At 70.3% G+C, this 14,406-nt stretch carries 13 protein-coding genes; 6 read left to right on the forward strand and 7 right to left on the reverse strand.

The window, feature by feature from the left end; genetic code table 11:
* The first annotated feature begins 73 nt into the window (after window positions 1–73).
* On the forward strand, window positions 74–772 hold the full coding sequence (locus tag OOK31_RS35810) for a hypothetical protein (protein WP_267091607.1): 699 nt from the start codon (window positions 74–76) through the stop codon (window positions 770–772).
* Between the two features lie 78 nt (window positions 773–850).
* On the opposite strand, the gene OOK31_RS35815 is transcribed toward OOK31_RS35810, so the two are convergent.
* Window positions 851–1,744: a hypothetical protein gene (locus OOK31_RS35815; protein ID WP_267091608.1), complete on the reverse strand. Its 894-nt coding sequence runs from the start codon at window positions 1,742–1,744 to the stop codon at window positions 851–853.
* Window positions 1,745–1,909: 165 nt separating this feature from the next.
* Entirely contained in the window at window positions 1,910–2,965 is a 1,056-nt protein-coding gene (locus OOK31_RS35820; protein WP_267091609.1) for a M4 family metallopeptidase, read from the reverse strand.
* Window positions 2,966–3,240: 275 nt separating this feature from the next.
* Here OOK31_RS35820 and OOK31_RS35825 point away from each other — a divergent pair, with 275 nt between their 5' ends.
* Window positions 3,241–4,821 carry a M4 family metallopeptidase gene (locus OOK31_RS35825; protein WP_267091845.1) on the forward strand — a complete coding sequence of 527 codons (1,581 nt, stop codon included), beginning with the start codon at window positions 3,241–3,243 and terminating at the stop codon, window positions 4,819–4,821.
* A gap of 165 nt (window positions 4,822–4,986) precedes the next feature.
* On the opposite strand, the gene OOK31_RS35830 is transcribed toward OOK31_RS35825, so the two are convergent.
* The gene (locus OOK31_RS35830) at window positions 4,987–5,946 is read right to left on the reverse strand and encodes an AraC family transcriptional regulator (RefSeq protein ID WP_267091610.1); all 960 of its coding nucleotides are present in this window, start codon (window positions 5,944–5,946) and stop codon (window positions 4,987–4,989) included.
* A gap of 394 nt (window positions 5,947–6,340) precedes the next feature.
* On the opposite strand from OOK31_RS35830, the gene OOK31_RS35835 reads away from it, so the two are divergent.
* Window positions 6,341–7,168: an SDR family oxidoreductase gene (locus OOK31_RS35835; RefSeq protein WP_267091611.1), complete on the forward strand. Its 828-nt coding sequence runs from the start codon at window positions 6,341–6,343 to the stop codon at window positions 7,166–7,168.
* Between the two features lie 167 nt (window positions 7,169–7,335).
* Entirely contained in the window at window positions 7,336–8,313 is a 978-nt protein-coding gene (locus OOK31_RS35840; protein WP_267091612.1) for a poly-gamma-glutamate hydrolase family protein, read from the forward strand.
* A gap of 212 nt (window positions 8,314–8,525) precedes the next feature.
* Here the strand turns inward: OOK31_RS35840 and OOK31_RS35845 are convergent, their stop codons facing one another.
* On the reverse strand, window positions 8,526–8,834 hold the full coding sequence (locus OOK31_RS35845; RefSeq protein ID WP_267091613.1) for a hypothetical protein: 309 nt from the start codon (window positions 8,832–8,834) through the stop codon (window positions 8,526–8,528).
* 682 nt (window positions 8,835–9,516) lie between these two features.
* Between OOK31_RS35845 and OOK31_RS35850 the strand changes: the two genes are divergently transcribed.
* Both OOK31_RS35850 and OOK31_RS35855 read left to right on the forward strand, forming a co-directional pair.
* Entirely contained in the window at window positions 9,517–9,774 is a 258-nt protein-coding gene (locus OOK31_RS35850; RefSeq protein ID WP_267091614.1) for a hypothetical protein, read from the forward strand.
* A gap of 212 nt (window positions 9,775–9,986) precedes the next feature.
* Complete coding sequence (locus OOK31_RS35855; protein ID WP_267091615.1) at window positions 9,987–10,850, forward strand: hypothetical protein; 864 nt, start codon at window positions 9,987–9,989, stop codon at window positions 10,848–10,850.
* A 10-nt stretch (window positions 10,851–10,860) separates the two neighbouring features.
* On the opposite strand, the gene OOK31_RS35860 is transcribed toward OOK31_RS35855, so the two are convergent.
* From OOK31_RS35860 to OOK31_RS35870, 3 genes are all read right to left on the reverse strand, one after another.
* The gene (locus OOK31_RS35860) at window positions 10,861–11,952 is read right to left on the reverse strand and encodes a PP2C family protein-serine/threonine phosphatase (RefSeq protein WP_267091616.1); all 1,092 of its coding nucleotides are present in this window, start codon (window positions 11,950–11,952) and stop codon (window positions 10,861–10,863) included.
* A gap of 59 nt (window positions 11,953–12,011) precedes the next feature.
* Window positions 12,012–13,640: an NAD(P)/FAD-dependent oxidoreductase gene (locus OOK31_RS35865; protein ID WP_267091617.1), complete on the reverse strand. Its 1,629-nt coding sequence runs from the start codon at window positions 13,638–13,640 to the stop codon at window positions 12,012–12,014.
* A 130-nt stretch (window positions 13,641–13,770) separates the two neighbouring features.
* Window positions 13,771–14,310 carry an EF-hand domain-containing protein gene (locus tag OOK31_RS35870; RefSeq protein WP_267091618.1) on the reverse strand — a complete coding sequence of 180 codons (540 nt, stop codon included), beginning with the start codon at window positions 14,308–14,310 and terminating at the stop codon, window positions 13,771–13,773.
* Window positions 14,311–14,406: the final 96 nt, after the last annotated feature.

The following is a 14,406-nucleotide window of genomic DNA, read 5'->3' on the forward strand; positions in this document are numbered from 1 at the left end:
TGCCGAAGCTCCCCCTCCGCCGCTAGGGTCCCCGTGTTCGACACCATTCACTGGTCCAGGGGGGAACCACCAGATGGCACGCTTCCACCTGCCCTACACCTCGCTGTTGTCCCGGCTCGTCCCCGCCTTCCTCGCGGGGACGGCACTCGTCCTCGTCGGCCCGAGCGTAGTGGCCCACGCCTCGGAGACGGTCGAGATCCCGGCGGCCACGCCCGGCGGGGTCTCGCTGACCGTGCGGTTCCACGGGGCCGTCGTGCCCCAGCCGTACGTCCCGGACGCCGATGACGCCTGGGGCCCGCACAAGTGCCAGCTGATCTACCACGACTTCGACCCGACCCCCGGCTGCGGCGGCTTCAAGCTCAGCGCGACCCTGCACCACGTCCGGGACCTGCCGGGCTACCAGGCCGGCGCCTCGCCCGCGTCCACCTCCTTCGAGGCCTCCGCCGACACGGCGCGCACCTTCCGCTGCGTCCGCCCGGACGGCGGCTTCGACCACAAGGACGACACCGTCGTCCGCACCACCGGGATGCCACTGACCGCCACGTACTACACCACCTCGGCCGGCTACCTCGTCCAGGCACACCGCCAGGACCCGTCGAGGGAGTTCGGACCGCAGTTCTTCGTCAACTTCCCGGCGGAGACGGTGAACTGCCCGGCCGGCACGACTCCGTCGCAGTACGGCCTGAAGGTCACCAACCTGCGGGTCTCCATCGACGACCCGTACGTCTTCGGCTCGACGTCGTGGACCCACCCGGGGCCGTTCTACGGCTGACCCCGGTTCCGGTGAACTCCCGGCGGATCTCCCCGTCCTGGCGGTACCGGGTCGGGGAGAGGCCGCAGGGCGCAGGGGTCAGCGCGTAAGGGCCTGATAGAACTCCTCGAAGCGAGACCGTTCTTCCCCCAGCACGCGGAGGCGTTGCTGAACCGGATACCTGTCTTCTTCGAGGTCCAGGATCGCGGTACGGCGCAAGACCCAATTGGGCCCCACATTAACGCTTCGGGTGGGGTGGATGACGAGCAGCGACTGGCCGGACTGGAGCTCGTCCCATTTGCGGTTCATCCGCTCCAGGACCCGCCGGTCGGTTTTGCCAGCCAGGGCGTCGTAACGGTCGAAGTGAAGCTTCGCCTTGTCGGCCCACTTGACCGCTGCCCGCATTCCGGCGTCCTGATTGATGAGCGCGATGGCGGCTGCGACGAGCGCCGCCTTGCGATGCACCTCGGCCCTGCGATCGGTGTGGGGCAGCAGCTTTCCCTTGAGGAACGCGGCCTCCTTCTCGGCGGCCTGGAACACCACCCCGAGATGGCCTTGCGCGAGCAGACGATGGCGCTTCTTGCCGCTGTTCTTGGGCTCGCTGTTGGCGTCTTCGAGCTCTTCGAGTGCCGCCCCGAGATTGACGCCACCAATCGTACGCAGCGAATCGGCGAGCGCGGTGTCAAACAGCTGCGACACAACAATGTCGATGGCCATTCCCGCTACGTGCTTGCCCGCAACGAAGCCGATGAACTTGATCGACATGGAGGCCTTCGGCAGCTTCTCCTTGGCCTCAAGGATGCCGTAGAAGGCGGCCAAGGTCGCACTGGTGGCCGTATCGACCCCTTTTTTCCCCAGCCCGGGCATGACGAAGTGAAAGCCGCCGGATTTCTGGTTTTTCTGGAGCCCGATCAGGTGACTTTCCGGATACGGGAATCCGCCATTTTCCTTGGCCATGCCGGCTCCTTCGGCGTCGTCGACGACCGCCGACACAACGGCTCGCCTCCATCCGAGTCTGACGAGAACCAGCCATCTCAGATAGAGGCGGAAACCAGCCGAAAGGCTTGATTTCGCCCATGGGTCTGCTCCAGTCGGCGCAGACCGACCGGGCGCCCGCACCCCGGCGGGTACGACGCCCGGACGGGCCCGGCGCGGGGGTCAGACGACGCCGGGTATCTGGCGGGCCTGGAAGGCAGTGCGGACGGCGTCCGCCGCGGGCTTGCCGTACATGCGTTCCGCCGTGGCGATCGTCTTCAGGGCCGCGGCCTGGAAGGTGGTGTCCGGTGCGAAGCCGAACTGGGCGTTGACGATGATGCGGTCGGCCGTACGGGCCCCCAGCGCGCGCCGGATGTCGAGGAGGGCACGCGACCAGATCTCGCCGTCGGCGTGGACCTCGCCCACCCGGTCCGCGTACACCTTGTTCCCGTCGATGCGGCGCAGGCAGTGCGGGGCGGTGCTGTAGGGGACCGAGTCCCAGTCGGCGACGCAGGCCGGGTCCGCGCCCTGCGGCCAGCCGTTGGCCGCGACCGCGTGGGATCCGACCTCGACGGCCAGGTAGTCGCCGAAGGCCTCGCCGATCGCGCCCGCCTCCGGGGAGGTGCCGAAGCCGGGGACCTGGGCGTTGTGCACGGCGTGACCGTACTCGTGGATGATCACCTCGGCGTCCTCGGCGTCGTCCACCCCGCCCTTGCCGAAGCGGATCTCGTCCTTCTTGTCGGTGAAGAACGAGTTGTCGGCGCCCCACTGGTTGATGCGGACCGGCTGGGGACGGTCGTTGGCACCGGGGAGGTCGGTGCCGAAGCCGAGGCCCTGCAGGTACTCCTGCGCCTCGTTGACCCAGAAGTAGGCCATGACCTGCTCGAACCGGTCGTCGGCGCGGTTGTACGAGCCCGCCTGCGCGGAGTTGGCCGAAGGTCCGGTGTCGGACCTGACGTACGCCCACTTCCCCGACAGTTTGCCGCTGCCGTCCAGGTTGCGCAGGGCGGCCGTCGCGTAGGCGGAGGCGGGCACGGCGCCGGCGGCGTCCTTGGCGTCGGCGAGTGTCTGGTCACCGGAGGACTGGACGGGGTTGACCATGAAGATGCGGGCCAGGGGCGGCTGAGCGGCCGGGCCCTGGGCCGGTTCGGAGGCGGCCGAGGCCGGTCCGCCCAGGGTGGCCAGCGCCACGGTGACGGTTGCTGCGGCGGTCAGCCCGCGGGGGGTGCGGCGAGGCATGGGGGTGTCCTCCTGAGACGGGATCTTGTCGGCGGGGTGTGATCCTGGCGTACGGCCGGTGCGTTTGGCCAGAGTCCAGGCCCTGCCAGTTCTCGGCCAACTCCCGCCGGGGCAGTCCTTTTTGCGCATCTTTTGGTCGTTGAGCGAACATCACGACCCTCTCTCCGGACAACAACAGGTCAAATCCTTGTTGCATACCTGTCAATCGAACGCTCCTTCCTGGCAATGTCGCCGTCGCCCCCACGGCAACTGAAGGAGAGCGAGTGACCCACCCCATGTCCTCCACCCCCACACTCCGCAACCGCAACCGCACCCGTGTGCTGCGCACCGCCGCTGTCGTCGCCTCCGCGGCGATGGTCGTGATCGCCACCCAGAGCGGCTCGGCCAGCGCCGCCGCGGAGCGGGAGGAGGGTGCGACCGCGATCACCCAGTCCGCCGGCGCCCGCGCCCAGGCGATCGCCACCGCGCAGACCTCGGCGGCCGACACCGCCCGCGCCATCGGCCTGGCCGACGAGGAAGGCCTCGTCGCCCGCGACGTCATCAAGGACGCCGACGGCACCGTGCACACCCGCTACGAGCGCACCTACGCCGGACTGCCCGTGCTCGGCGGCGACCTGGTCGTCCACCAGAAGAAGAACGGCGCCCGCAAGACCACCAAGGCCAACGAGGCGCGCATCGCCCCGGGCGCCGCCCGCACCCTGAAGGCCGCGCCCGCCGGCGCCCGCCAGGTCGTATGGGCCGCGACCGGCACCCCCGTCTTCGCCTACGAGGCCGTCGTCACCGGGACCCAGGCCGACGGCACGCCCAGCGAGCGCCACGTCGTCACCGACGCCGCCACCGGCGCCGAGCTCTACGCGTACGAAGCCATCGACACCGGAACCGGCACCAGCGGGTACTCCGGCACCGTCCCAATCGGCACCACCCAGAGCGGATCCGCGTACAGCCTGAGCGACGCCGCCCGCGGCGGGCACAAGACGTACGACCTGAACGGCGCCACGTCCACCGCCACCGGCACCCTCTTCACCGACGCCGACGACGCCTGGGGCGACGGAACCGCGGCGAACCGTCAGACCGCCGCCGTCGACGCCCACTACGGTGCGGCGGTGACCTGGGACTTCTACAAGACGGAGCTCGGCCGCAACGGCATCGCCGGAGACGGCAAGGCCGCCTACTCCCGAGTCCACTACGGCAACGCCTACGTCAACGCCTTCTGGTCCGACGGCTGCTTCTGCATGACGTACGGCGACGGCGCCAACAACTCCAAGCCGCTCACCTCGCTGGACGTGGCGGGCCACGAGATGAGCCACGGCCTGACCGCCGCCACCGCCAAGCTGAACTACAGCCGTGAATCGGGCGGCCTCAACGAGGCCACCAGCGACATCCTCGGCACGTCCGTCGAATTCTTCGCCAACAACTCCGCCGACCCCGGCGACTACCTCATCGGCGAGAAGATCGACATACGTGGCAACGGCACGCCGCTGCGCTACATGGACAAGCCCAGCAAGGACGGGGCCTCCGCGGACTACTGGTCGAAGACGGTCGGCCGGCTCGACGTCCACAACTCCTCGGGCGTCGCGAACCACTTCTTCTACCTGCTCTCCGAGGGCAGCGGCGCGAAGACCGTCAACGGCGTGGCTTACAACTCGCCCACCTACGACGGCTCGACGGTCACCGGCATCGGCCGCACCAAGGCCTACAAGATCTGGTACAAGGCGCTCTCCACGTACATGACCTCGACCACCAACTACGCGGGAGCGCGCACCGCGACCCTGCAGGCGACGGCCGACCTGTACGGATCGACCGGTGCCGAGTACCAGCAGGTGGCCGCCGCGTGGAAGGCGGTCAACGTCAACTGAGCCGACCGGGCCGGGGTGCGCACGCCGTCGTCGTTCATCACACGAGCGACGGGTGCGCGCCCTGCCGTCCGGCCGCCATCGGCCGCCGGTCGCGGACAGCCCGGGCGCCGGCAGCCGCTCCGGTCCCAAGGCCGGAGCGTGAGGGTCTCGGCGCCCCGCGGCGGCTCAGGTGGCGGGCTGTGCCTGGGCGGCACGCCGGTAGCGGCCGGGAGCGATGCCCAGTTCCCGGGAGAAGGCGCGGGAGAAGGTGAATTCGGAGGCGTAGCCGACGGCTTCGCCGATGTCGCCGACCAGATCGTCCGTCTCGCGCAGCAGGCGGGCGGCCCGGTCGACGCGCAGCCGGGACACGTACGCGAGCGGGGCGGCGCCGACCAGTTCCCTGAACTGGCGTGCGAACGCCGGGCGTGACATCGCCACCTCGCGCGCCAGGCCCTCCACCGTCCAGGGGGCTTGCGGCGTCTCGTGGACCAGGGAGAGCGCGGCGCCGATCCGCGGGTCGCGCAGCGCGGTGAGCCAGGAGCGCTGCCGGGATCCGGTGCCAGCGTCGGCGTCCGCATCGGCGAGGTCGAGCCAGGCGCGGATGACCTGGACGAACAGGACGTCGGTCAGGCGAGCCGCCACGACGCGTGCTCCGGGCCGCGTGCGGGTGGTCTCCGCGATCAGGAGCCGGATGACGCCCTGCAGTTCCGGGTCGGCGCTCATGCCGGGGACGTGGATCACGGCCGGCAGGGCGGACAGCACCGGGTGCCGGGTGGTGTCCCCTTCGTAGCTGAACTTGCCGCAGACGATGCGTACGACGGCCCCCACGCCACCGAGGTCGACGACGCCCTCGCGGCCCGGGGGGTGGGCGGCCTCCAGGTCGGCGTACGGCACGGCGGACTCCTCCGGGGCGCCCACCAGGCTGTGTGGTTCGCCGCGCGGCAGCAGGACCACGTCTCCCGGCACCAGTTGCAGTGGCGGCTGCCCCGCGACGCGCAGCCAGCAGGTCCCCTCGGCCACCAGGTGGAAGCCGGCGGTGCTCTGCTGTTCCAACGCGCAGCCCCAGCCTGGGCCGCGCGAGCGCAGCTGGGCGAGCAGGACCCCGTTGATTCCGGTGGTGGCCAGTACGTCGGCGAGTACATCCATACCGCGCAGCCTATATGTGGCAGCACATTTATGACGGGCCGATGAGACGATCCGGCAATTTCTGGATCGTTTCTGCCATGGAGGGTCTCTTCTCAAGTCCCTAGGGTTAAAACCGAAGAAGCGCCACGAGGTGCCTTCGACCACGCTCCGGCATGAAGGAAGAACCCACCCATGAAGCTAGGCATCGCCATGTTCCCCGCGGACTTCGCGATCCGTCCTGACGAGCTCGCGCAGGCGGTGGAGGAGCGCGGCTCGCGGGACTGACACTGACCCGCCCGGCAGTCGGCGAGCGGCACGCCGCCCCTGCCCTGGCCCTGTTTTCCCCACCGTGCCGGCCGGCCCGGCTGGCACGGCCGACCCGTCACTTTCGAATTCTTCGCGTATGGAGCACATCATGAGCAAGATCTGGTTCGTCACCGGTTCCTCCCGCGGCTTCGGCCGGAAGTACGTCGAGGCTGCCCTGTCGCGCGGTGACAAGGTCGCCGCGACGGCCCGCGACACCGAGACCCTCAAGGACCTGGTGGCCTCCTACGGCGACTCCGTCCTCGCGCTGAGGCTGGACGTGACCGACAGGGAAGCGGTGTTCGCCGCGGTCAAGCAGGCCCAGGAGCACTTCGGCCGCCTCGACGTCATCGTGAACAACGCCGGATTCGGCCTGTTCGGCGCCGTTGAGGAGCTGACCGAGCCGGCGCTGCGCGACCAGTTGGAGACCAACCTGTTCGGCGCCCTGTGGGTCACCCAGGCCGCCCTGCCCTACCTGCGCGCACAGGGCAGCGGCCACATCGTGCAGATCTCCTCCACCGGCGGCGTCGTCGCCTGGCCGCTCGTCGGCGGCTACCACGCCTCCAAGTGGGCGCTCGAAGGCCTGAGCGAGGCCCTGGCCCAGGAGGTCGCCGGCCTGGGCATCAAGGTCACCCTCGTCGAGCCCGGCGCGTACGCGACCGACTGGGGCGGCGCCTCCGCCGTCTCCGTCGACCCCCTCGCCGTGTACGACGGGGTACGGGACGCCCTCGGCGCGTTCATGCAGACCCTCGACTTCGGCGACCCGGCCGCCGCCGCCGGCGCGCTGCTGAAGGTCGTCGACTCCGACAACCCGCCGCTGCGCGTCTTCTTCGGCACCCAGGGCAACGAGCTGATCCCGCAGGCCTACGCCGACCGGCTCAAGGCCTGGGCGGACTGGCAGGACGTGGCCGTCGAGGCCCAGGGCGGCAAGTCCGCCTGATCCTCACGGCCGCCACGGTGCCGTCGGCGCTGACCCCGGAACCAGCACCGGGTGAAGACACACCCTCCGCCGGCCTCAACTCCTCACCCATACCGGCCAGGTCGCCCCCCGTCACAGGGCGGGGGGCGACCACAACGGGGGCGCGGGGCATGGCTACCTTTCCGCTCATGGATCCTGTCTCGCAGCCCGGTGCCTCCGGGGCACCCGCCACCCGTCGCCGTACCCTGCTGACCGCCCTGGCCGCGGCCACGGCGGGCGCCCCCCTGCTCGCGCAGCTCGGCGGGACGCCGGCGTACGCGGCGACCACGCCGCCGCCGGACGGGCCACCGGCGCCCGGGGCGGAGTACTTCACCAACAACCATCTGTACCGCCACTTGGCGGGGCGCGAGGGCATCGATTTCGGTCGCCGCTACAAGCGCCACGAGCTGACCGACACGGAACTGCCGAACAGGTTCCCGTACGCCCGCACCACGGTCATGGCGCTGCACGGCGGCGGCATCGAGATGGGGACCTCCGAACTGTGTCTGGGCATCGCCGGGTACGACCCGGGGACGCTGAAGGCAGAGCCCGGCGTAGCCACGTACGACTACTGGATGTTCGAGGGGCTGCGGTCGGCGAGCGCTCCGGACGGGCAGAAGAACGCCGATCTGCACGTCACGGCCCAGAACTGCGACGACCACGTCGCGCTGTCGATGGCCGCCAGCAGCCTCAACGTACTGAGCCTGCACGGCTGCAAGGCGGAGCAGATCCCGTTCATCACCAATCTGACCTGGCCGCCGAAGGAGATCGATCCGAAGGCAGTGGTCGTGGGCGGGCTCTCCACTCCGCTGCGGGAGGCGTTGGTGGCGGAGTTGCGTGCGGCCGGGTTCCAGGCCATCGACGCCATGAAGCCGCAGGAATCGGGGGTGGAGAGCCTCGGCCACCTCAACGGCGACCACACGAACAACCCCTGCAACAGGACGATGCTCCGGCAGGGCGCGCAGCTGGAGATGACCTACGAGCTCCGGGCGAGCCTGTTCGGTGACTTCAGCACCCGCAGCAGCCGGGCGTCGAGCTGGAAGGACACCAAAGCTCGCTTCATCCCGTTCCGCGACGCCTGCCGCCGTGCCATCGCCACTGTCGAGGCAACTCAGCCCATCCTGTGAGCTGTGCCGCGGCCCGTACTCGGGTGTAGGTCTGCGCCGGCCCCCGTACCCGGCGGAGGCCGGCCGCCGCTACCTGGCAGAGGTTCCAGGGGAACGCCGGGTCGCCCTGGCCACGATCCGGCGGATGTGCCGGCCGTGCCGGGCGCGCACTCCGCCGGTCCGCGCGCAGCCGGTTCGAGGCAGCGGATCCGCCTGTGGTGCGAGCGGCTTGCTCAGGACTGGTCCATCGCGTCGATGATCAGCAGCTGGTCCCCGGGGCACGCAGCGATCCGGTCGGGATACAGGGACTTGCCTGTGTGGGGCCATACACCCATGCCGAGGAGCGCTTCGTCAGCCAGAAGTGGCAGCACGTCGCGGGCGCGGGCGGTGTAGCGCAGCGGGTAGCCGGAGTCGAGAATCTTCCGGGCCTTCCCCTGCATCTCGAGCTCGTGCAGCCACCCCAGCATGCTGGTCGTAGTCCAGTAGGCGAGGCCCTGCGTACCGCTGTAGTCGTGGTGCCCGCTGTCCTTGAGGTCTTGCATCTGCTCCGGGGTGGGTATGTAGATCGAAACGTTCCAGCCGAGCATGGAATCCCTCTCTGTACGGTGCCCAACTCATCCTAGATCGGGCTCCGCCGCAAAGGGGGCTCCCATGTACCTTCCGAGCAGCCTGCCTTCGATCTCGGTCGACGAGCCGCTGCGCGACGTACCAGGCAGCGCTACGCGACACTCGTCCCATGGAGTGGTTCGATCGTGCCCGGGCAGCGGAACAGCTCGGGGATTGGGATGCGGCTATCGCGGTGGTGAGCGCCCACGCCGAGTGCTTCTCCGCCGATTCCTACGCACACGACAACCATCTGTGGCACGGGTCGGGTCCAGGAGGCGCATCGAGCGGTCGATGCCCTTGGGCCGGAGGATCAGTACGCGCACCAGCTCGTGGCCCGCCTTCGCTCGCCATCGAGCGGTGCAACGTGACGCTCGGCACCTGACGCTCCGGCCCGTCAGGGGGCGGTTCATGAACCGTGTCCTAGGCGTTCGTGGATCCGGGAAGTCAGCTGCGCCGGGATGCCGACGCCCGGTCAAGCTCCACACGCACAGGGATGGCGGCCCGGTCAGGTGAACCTGTCCATCGGATGGGGGTGGGGACGGGGGGCAGCGGTGGCCGTCCGACGGCTCGAACCCGAGGCTGGCGGCCGGAGACGCGCGCGAGGAAGGGCGGCAGCCAATGGCACAGGCCGAGGAGACAGACGTCAACGGGCACCCGGACGGAAGGGCGGATCAGCCGCGGAGCCGAGCAGGGCATCTGCGGACCGTGATCAGGCGGACGAATCTGCTGCCGGCGTTCATGGTGCTCACGATCATGATGGTGGCCCTGTGGCTCATGGGTATGCCGTTTCTCCAGGCCCTGACGATTTCGACCGCGGTGAAGATCGCGGTGGCCCTCCTCGAACTGCGTCGACCGCCCGAATCCGCAGGGGACTGACCCGTGCCCTGCCGCTACGGAGTCCCCTGCTGATGGTGTGGAACGAACAGGGCCGGCCGGGGCGCCGGACGGGCGATGCCGACGGCGACGGCCGCGCGGACCTGCTGCTCACCACCGCACCGCAGGTCCGGTAGCCTGGCGGGACTTGGCCGGGGGGACAGGGTGCTTCGGGTTTCCCCGGATCGACCACACACGGGGAACCGAACACACACATGTCTGCTGCCTTCTTCCGGCGTTCGGCGTGGGCGGCGGCGGCCGTTCTGGCTCTCGCCACGCTGTCGTCCTGCTCCGGCGAGTCCACCTGCAAGATGCCCAAGGGCGTCACGATCTGTCTGACGGCGGCCGAGGTCAAGAACCTGGACACCGTCCACGCCGCCGGCCAGGCCCTGCTGGACTCCCCCGGCGTGACCTCCGAGCTGCTGTTCACCCCGCCGAAGGGCATGGACGGCAGCGTCCCGGGCCCGCTCCCCGGCACCGGCCGGTACCGGGGGGACGGGGCGGAGGCCGCCGTGGGCGGGTCGTACGAGATGCAGTTCACGGAGGACGGGCACACCGACTCCGCCCGGTACGCCGGCGGGCAGACGTACGTCCGGTACTGGAGGGCCGTCGACCAGACGGGCAAGCCGGCCTGGGTGGCCATGTCGCAGGGGCAGCTGGCGAAGACGGCCGACGAGATGGGCACCGTGGCCTGGCGGGCGCGCGCCGCGAACCCGCTGATGACCGCCCGGCTGCTGGCGGCCTTCACCCCCGGAGCCCTCGACTCCTTCACCAGCTCCGGGGCCGACGGGCGCGAATTCCACGTCGTCATGAACTCCATGAGCATGTCCGCGGCCGGCAACTCCATGCTGACCAGCGCCTTCCCGGACCACAGCCCGAACGAGGTCACGGTCGACCTGCGACTGGACGAGCAGAAGCGGATCACCTGGTTCGAGGTGACCATGAAACTCACGCACATCGGCGGCTCGGGCGCCCAGATACGGGTCATGCACACCTTCAAGCCCGCCGACGCCCCCGTCACCCTGGGCCCCCCGGAGGGCCTCCTCAACCCGCCGAAGGCGGCCCCGACGGGGAGCTGAGCACCGGGTCTCAGGACGTACACAGGCGTACGGCGATGGCGGCGATGTCGTCGTCGAGGCGGCCCCTGCTGTAGCGGAGGAGATCGCGGTGGAGAGCCGTGAGCAGTTCGCGGGGCGGTGTCGGGGGCTGTCGGCTCATCCAGGCCGCCAGCGGGAAGAACTCGCCGTCGCGGGCGCGGGCCTCGGCGATCCCGTCGGTGTAGAGGAGCAGCAGGTCGCCGGGGGCGAAGTCGAAGGTGTCGACGTTGTAGTGATCCCCGATCAGCTCCGCGAGGCTGAGCAGGGGCGATGGGGTGGCCGACTCCAGGACACTGACCTTCCCGCGGTTCAGGAGCAGTGGCGGAGGGTGTCCGCAGTTGAGGATGTCGATGTGCCGGCCCTCGTGCGGGATCTCGGCGAGGAGGGCCGTGGCGAAGCGCTCCATCGGCCCCTCGGGGGGAAAGCCGGCGTTGTAACGGGTGCTGCTGGCGTCCAGCCTGCGTGCGACGTCGATCATGTCGGTCTCGCCGTAGGCCGCCTCCCGGAAGGCGTTGACGATCGCCGCGGCCGCCCCCACGGCCGGCAGGCCCTTGCCCCGCACGTCACCGATGAGCAGCCTGACCCCGTACGGCGTGTCGACCACCTCGTAGAAATCCCCGCCGATGCGGGCCTCCGCCGCGGCCGCGAGGTACAGGGACTCGATCTCGATGCGGCCGATGCGACGCGGCAGGGGGCTCAGCACCACCTGCTGCGCCGCGTCGGCGACGAGCCGTACCTGGAAGAGCGTGCGCTCCCGCTGGAGCCGGACGTGGCTTCCGTACGCGGCGGCCACGGTGACCGCGATGATCCCCGCGGCCGTCCACCACGTCCCCAGGTCGGGGAAGACGAGGCTGAGGCCGATCATCAGGAGGAGGCAGACCGTTCCGAGCAGGACGGTGGGGAGCACCGGCCACATGGCGGCGGCGAGGGCCGGCGCCGCGGGCAGGAGGCGGCTGAAGGCCAGTTCCGGCGGAGTGGTGTAGGCCAGGCTGGCGATGACGACGGTCAGGATGACCGGCGACAGCCGAACAAGTGTTCCCGGGCCGGGGCGCCTGCGGAACCGCGGCCGTCCAGGCTCGATCACACTTCCCAGAGTATCCGCGCACTGAGGGCCCCGCGCTCTGACGCATCCGGTCGGTGTCGTCAGAAGACGCAGGCCGCTCGCGCGTCCCGGAAGCGGTCCGGGTGCCGCCGCCGGTACTCGACCAGGCTCTGGGCCACCGCGGCCCCTTCACCCACGGCGGCGCCGACCCGCTTGACGGATCCGGACCGCACGTCGCCGACGGCGAACACTCCGGGCACACTGGTCTCCATCGGCAGCGCGTCCGGGCCGACCCCGCCGGTCGCGCCAGCCACGCCGGCCACGCCGGTCCCGGTCAGGACGTAGCCGCGGTCGTCGAGCTTCAGCATGCCGCCGAGCCAGTCTGTCGACGGGTGGCCGCCGATCAGGACGTACAGGCTGTGCGCGCAGACGGTGCGCTCTCCGGCGTCGCGGGACCGCAGCGTGAGCCCGGTCAGAGCGGTCCCGCCGAGGCACTCGGTCACCTCGGTGCCCAGCAGGACCCGCAGGCCGGGGGTCCGCTCGATGCGCTGCACCAGGTAGCTCGACATGGAAGCGCCGAGGTCGGCGCCCCGTACCAGCAAGGTGACGGAGCGGGCGTAGCGCGCGAAGTACAGGGCGGCCTGTCCGGCGGAGTTCCCCGCACCGACCATGTACACGTCCTCCCCCACGGCCGAGGGGGCGTCGGACAGGCATGCTCCGTAGTACACGCCGGAGTTGAGCAGACGCTCGACACCGGGAGCCGCCAGGCGGTTCCAGTCCACGCCCGTGGCGACCACCACCGCGGCCGCTGTCACCGAGGCCTTCTCGTCGGTACCCGCCTTGGCGAACTCGACGGTGTGGTCGCCCGTGCCCGTCGGGGTCACCTGGCCGGCCACCCGGGTGGGCTGCCACTCGACGCGGGCCCTGCGGGCCTGTTGCAGGGCCCGCTGGGCGAGATCACCACCCGTGAGGCCCACGGGGAACCCGAGGTAGTTCTCGATCCGTGAGGTCGATCCCGCTTGTCCGCCGGGCGCGTCGTCCTCGATCACGACCACGCTCATGCCCTCGGCAGCGGCGTACACCGCCGCGGACAGGCCTCCGGGGCCACCGCCGATCACCGCGACGTCGTAGTGGTCCTGCGCGGCCGGCCGGACGAGTCCGAGCCGCTCGGCCAGCTCGCTGACCGAAGGGTTCACCATCTCGGTGCCGTCGCCCAGGCGGACGGTCACCGGGGCGTCCCGTACGTCCTCCTCCTCGCGCAGCCAGCGGAAGATCACGCCGCTGCGGCCGAGGAAGTCGCGTACCGCGTAGGCGGCGGGTGAGGAGCGGCTGCCGCGCACCTCGGCGGTCGGCAGATCACCGTGGCAGTCGGCGTTCCACCCGCACAGGGAGTCGTCGAGCGCGCCCCGGAGGTCCGCGGCCGGGTTCTCGTCGCTGCGGACCGCCCCGGCGGGGGCGTCGGGCACGACGCCGGTGTGCTCGGCCAGCGACAGCCAGCGCACGCCGGGGTGCGCGGCACCGGGGTCGGGGGCCTCGTCGGCGAGCACGGCCGCGACGGGTACCTTCCGCTCGGCCAGTGACCTCAGGGCGCGGACCACCTCCGCCGGGCCTGCGACCTGCAGGACACGGAAGGACGTGCGGTACCAGCTCTGCACCAGCTCGGCCGTCTCGTGCCGACGGAGCGGATCGGGGTCGGAGAGAACGATCACCGGCAGCGTGACATCGGCCATCACGAGGTTCTCCAGTAGGTCTTGGGGTATGGGCTTCCGCTTGCACTCAACGAGCGGGTACGCGATACGAACCGGCTCCGGGGAAGCCACCGCGAGCCGGGGGCGCGCGGGCGCCCCCGGGCCGCGCCTCTCAGAGCCGGCCGAAGAAGTGGTTTCCGCGGGCCGAGTGGTTCTCGCTCGTGTAGTACTCCTTCATCGCGGAGCTGATCTCGTCACGGCTCAGCTGCCCGTCACCGTCGGCGTCCAGCCGGTTGAACGCGTCGTCGCAGGTCACGTGGGGCAGGCGGAACATGCCGTGCAGCAGGGAGGTGTACTCCTCGCGGCTCAGCATGCCGTCGCCGTCGTGGTCGCCGAGCTCGGTCCAGGCGTTGCTCATGTTCCTGATCCGTTCCCAGATCCGGTTCTGGTCGGTGACGATCCGCGCCCGGAACGACGCCCGGAACTCCTGCCGGTCGACGCCGCCGTCGTCGTTCCTGTCCATCTTCTGGAAGACGGTGTCCCAGAGGTCCGCCAGCGAGCCCCGGAGCCCGGCCACGGCGTCCGGGGCGAGACCGAGCGACTCGGCGAGCTTGTCCGAGAGAGCGATGACGTCCGACTTCTGGAGCCGTCCGTCGCCGTCCGAGTCGAAGACGTCGAACGACCGGTCCAGCTTGATGTCCAGAACGCTCACGACAACATTCCCTTCACTTCGTGTAGTCGCATCGCTACAGTGCGAGGCGGCTCAGGAAACCACACGTCCTGGTCTTCCTGCATGAAGGAACGGGGT

This window comes from Streptomyces sp. NBC_00249, from assembly GCF_026342355.1.
GTDB lineage: Bacteria > Actinomycetota > Actinomycetes > Streptomycetales > Streptomycetaceae > Streptomyces.

Excerpts from the sequence above, each read along its gene's own strand:
- OOK31_RS35810 (WP_267091607.1), top strand. The coding sequence starts at position 74 with ATGGCACGCTTCCACCTGCCCTACACCTCGCTGTTGTCCCGGCTCGTC.
- OOK31_RS35820 (WP_267091609.1), bottom strand. The coding sequence starts at position 2,965 with ATGCCTCGCCGCACCCCCCGCGGGCTGACCGCCGCAGCAACCGTCACC.
- OOK31_RS35825 (WP_267091845.1), top strand. The coding sequence starts at position 3,241 with ATGTCCTCCACCCCCACACTCCGCAACCGCAACCGCACCCGTGTGCTG.
- OOK31_RS35830 (WP_267091610.1), bottom strand. The coding sequence starts at position 5,946 with ATGGATGTACTCGCCGACGTACTGGCCACCACCGGAATCAACGGGGTC.
- OOK31_RS35835 (WP_267091611.1), top strand. The coding sequence starts at position 6,341 with ATGAGCAAGATCTGGTTCGTCACCGGTTCCTCCCGCGGCTTCGGCCGG.
- OOK31_RS35840 (WP_267091612.1), top strand. The coding sequence starts at position 7,336 with ATGGATCCTGTCTCGCAGCCCGGTGCCTCCGGGGCACCCGCCACCCGT.
- OOK31_RS35845 (WP_267091613.1), bottom strand. The coding sequence starts at position 8,834 with ATGCAAGACCTCAAGGACAGCGGGCACCACGACTACAGCGGTACGCAG.
- OOK31_RS35850 (WP_267091614.1), top strand. The coding sequence starts at position 9,517 with ATGGCACAGGCCGAGGAGACAGACGTCAACGGGCACCCGGACGGAAGG.
- OOK31_RS35855 (WP_267091615.1), top strand. The coding sequence starts at position 9,987 with ATGTCTGCTGCCTTCTTCCGGCGTTCGGCGTGGGCGGCGGCGGCCGTT.
- OOK31_RS35865 (WP_267091617.1), bottom strand. The coding sequence starts at position 13,640 with ATGGCCGATGTCACGCTGCCGGTGATCGTTCTCTCCGACCCCGATCCG.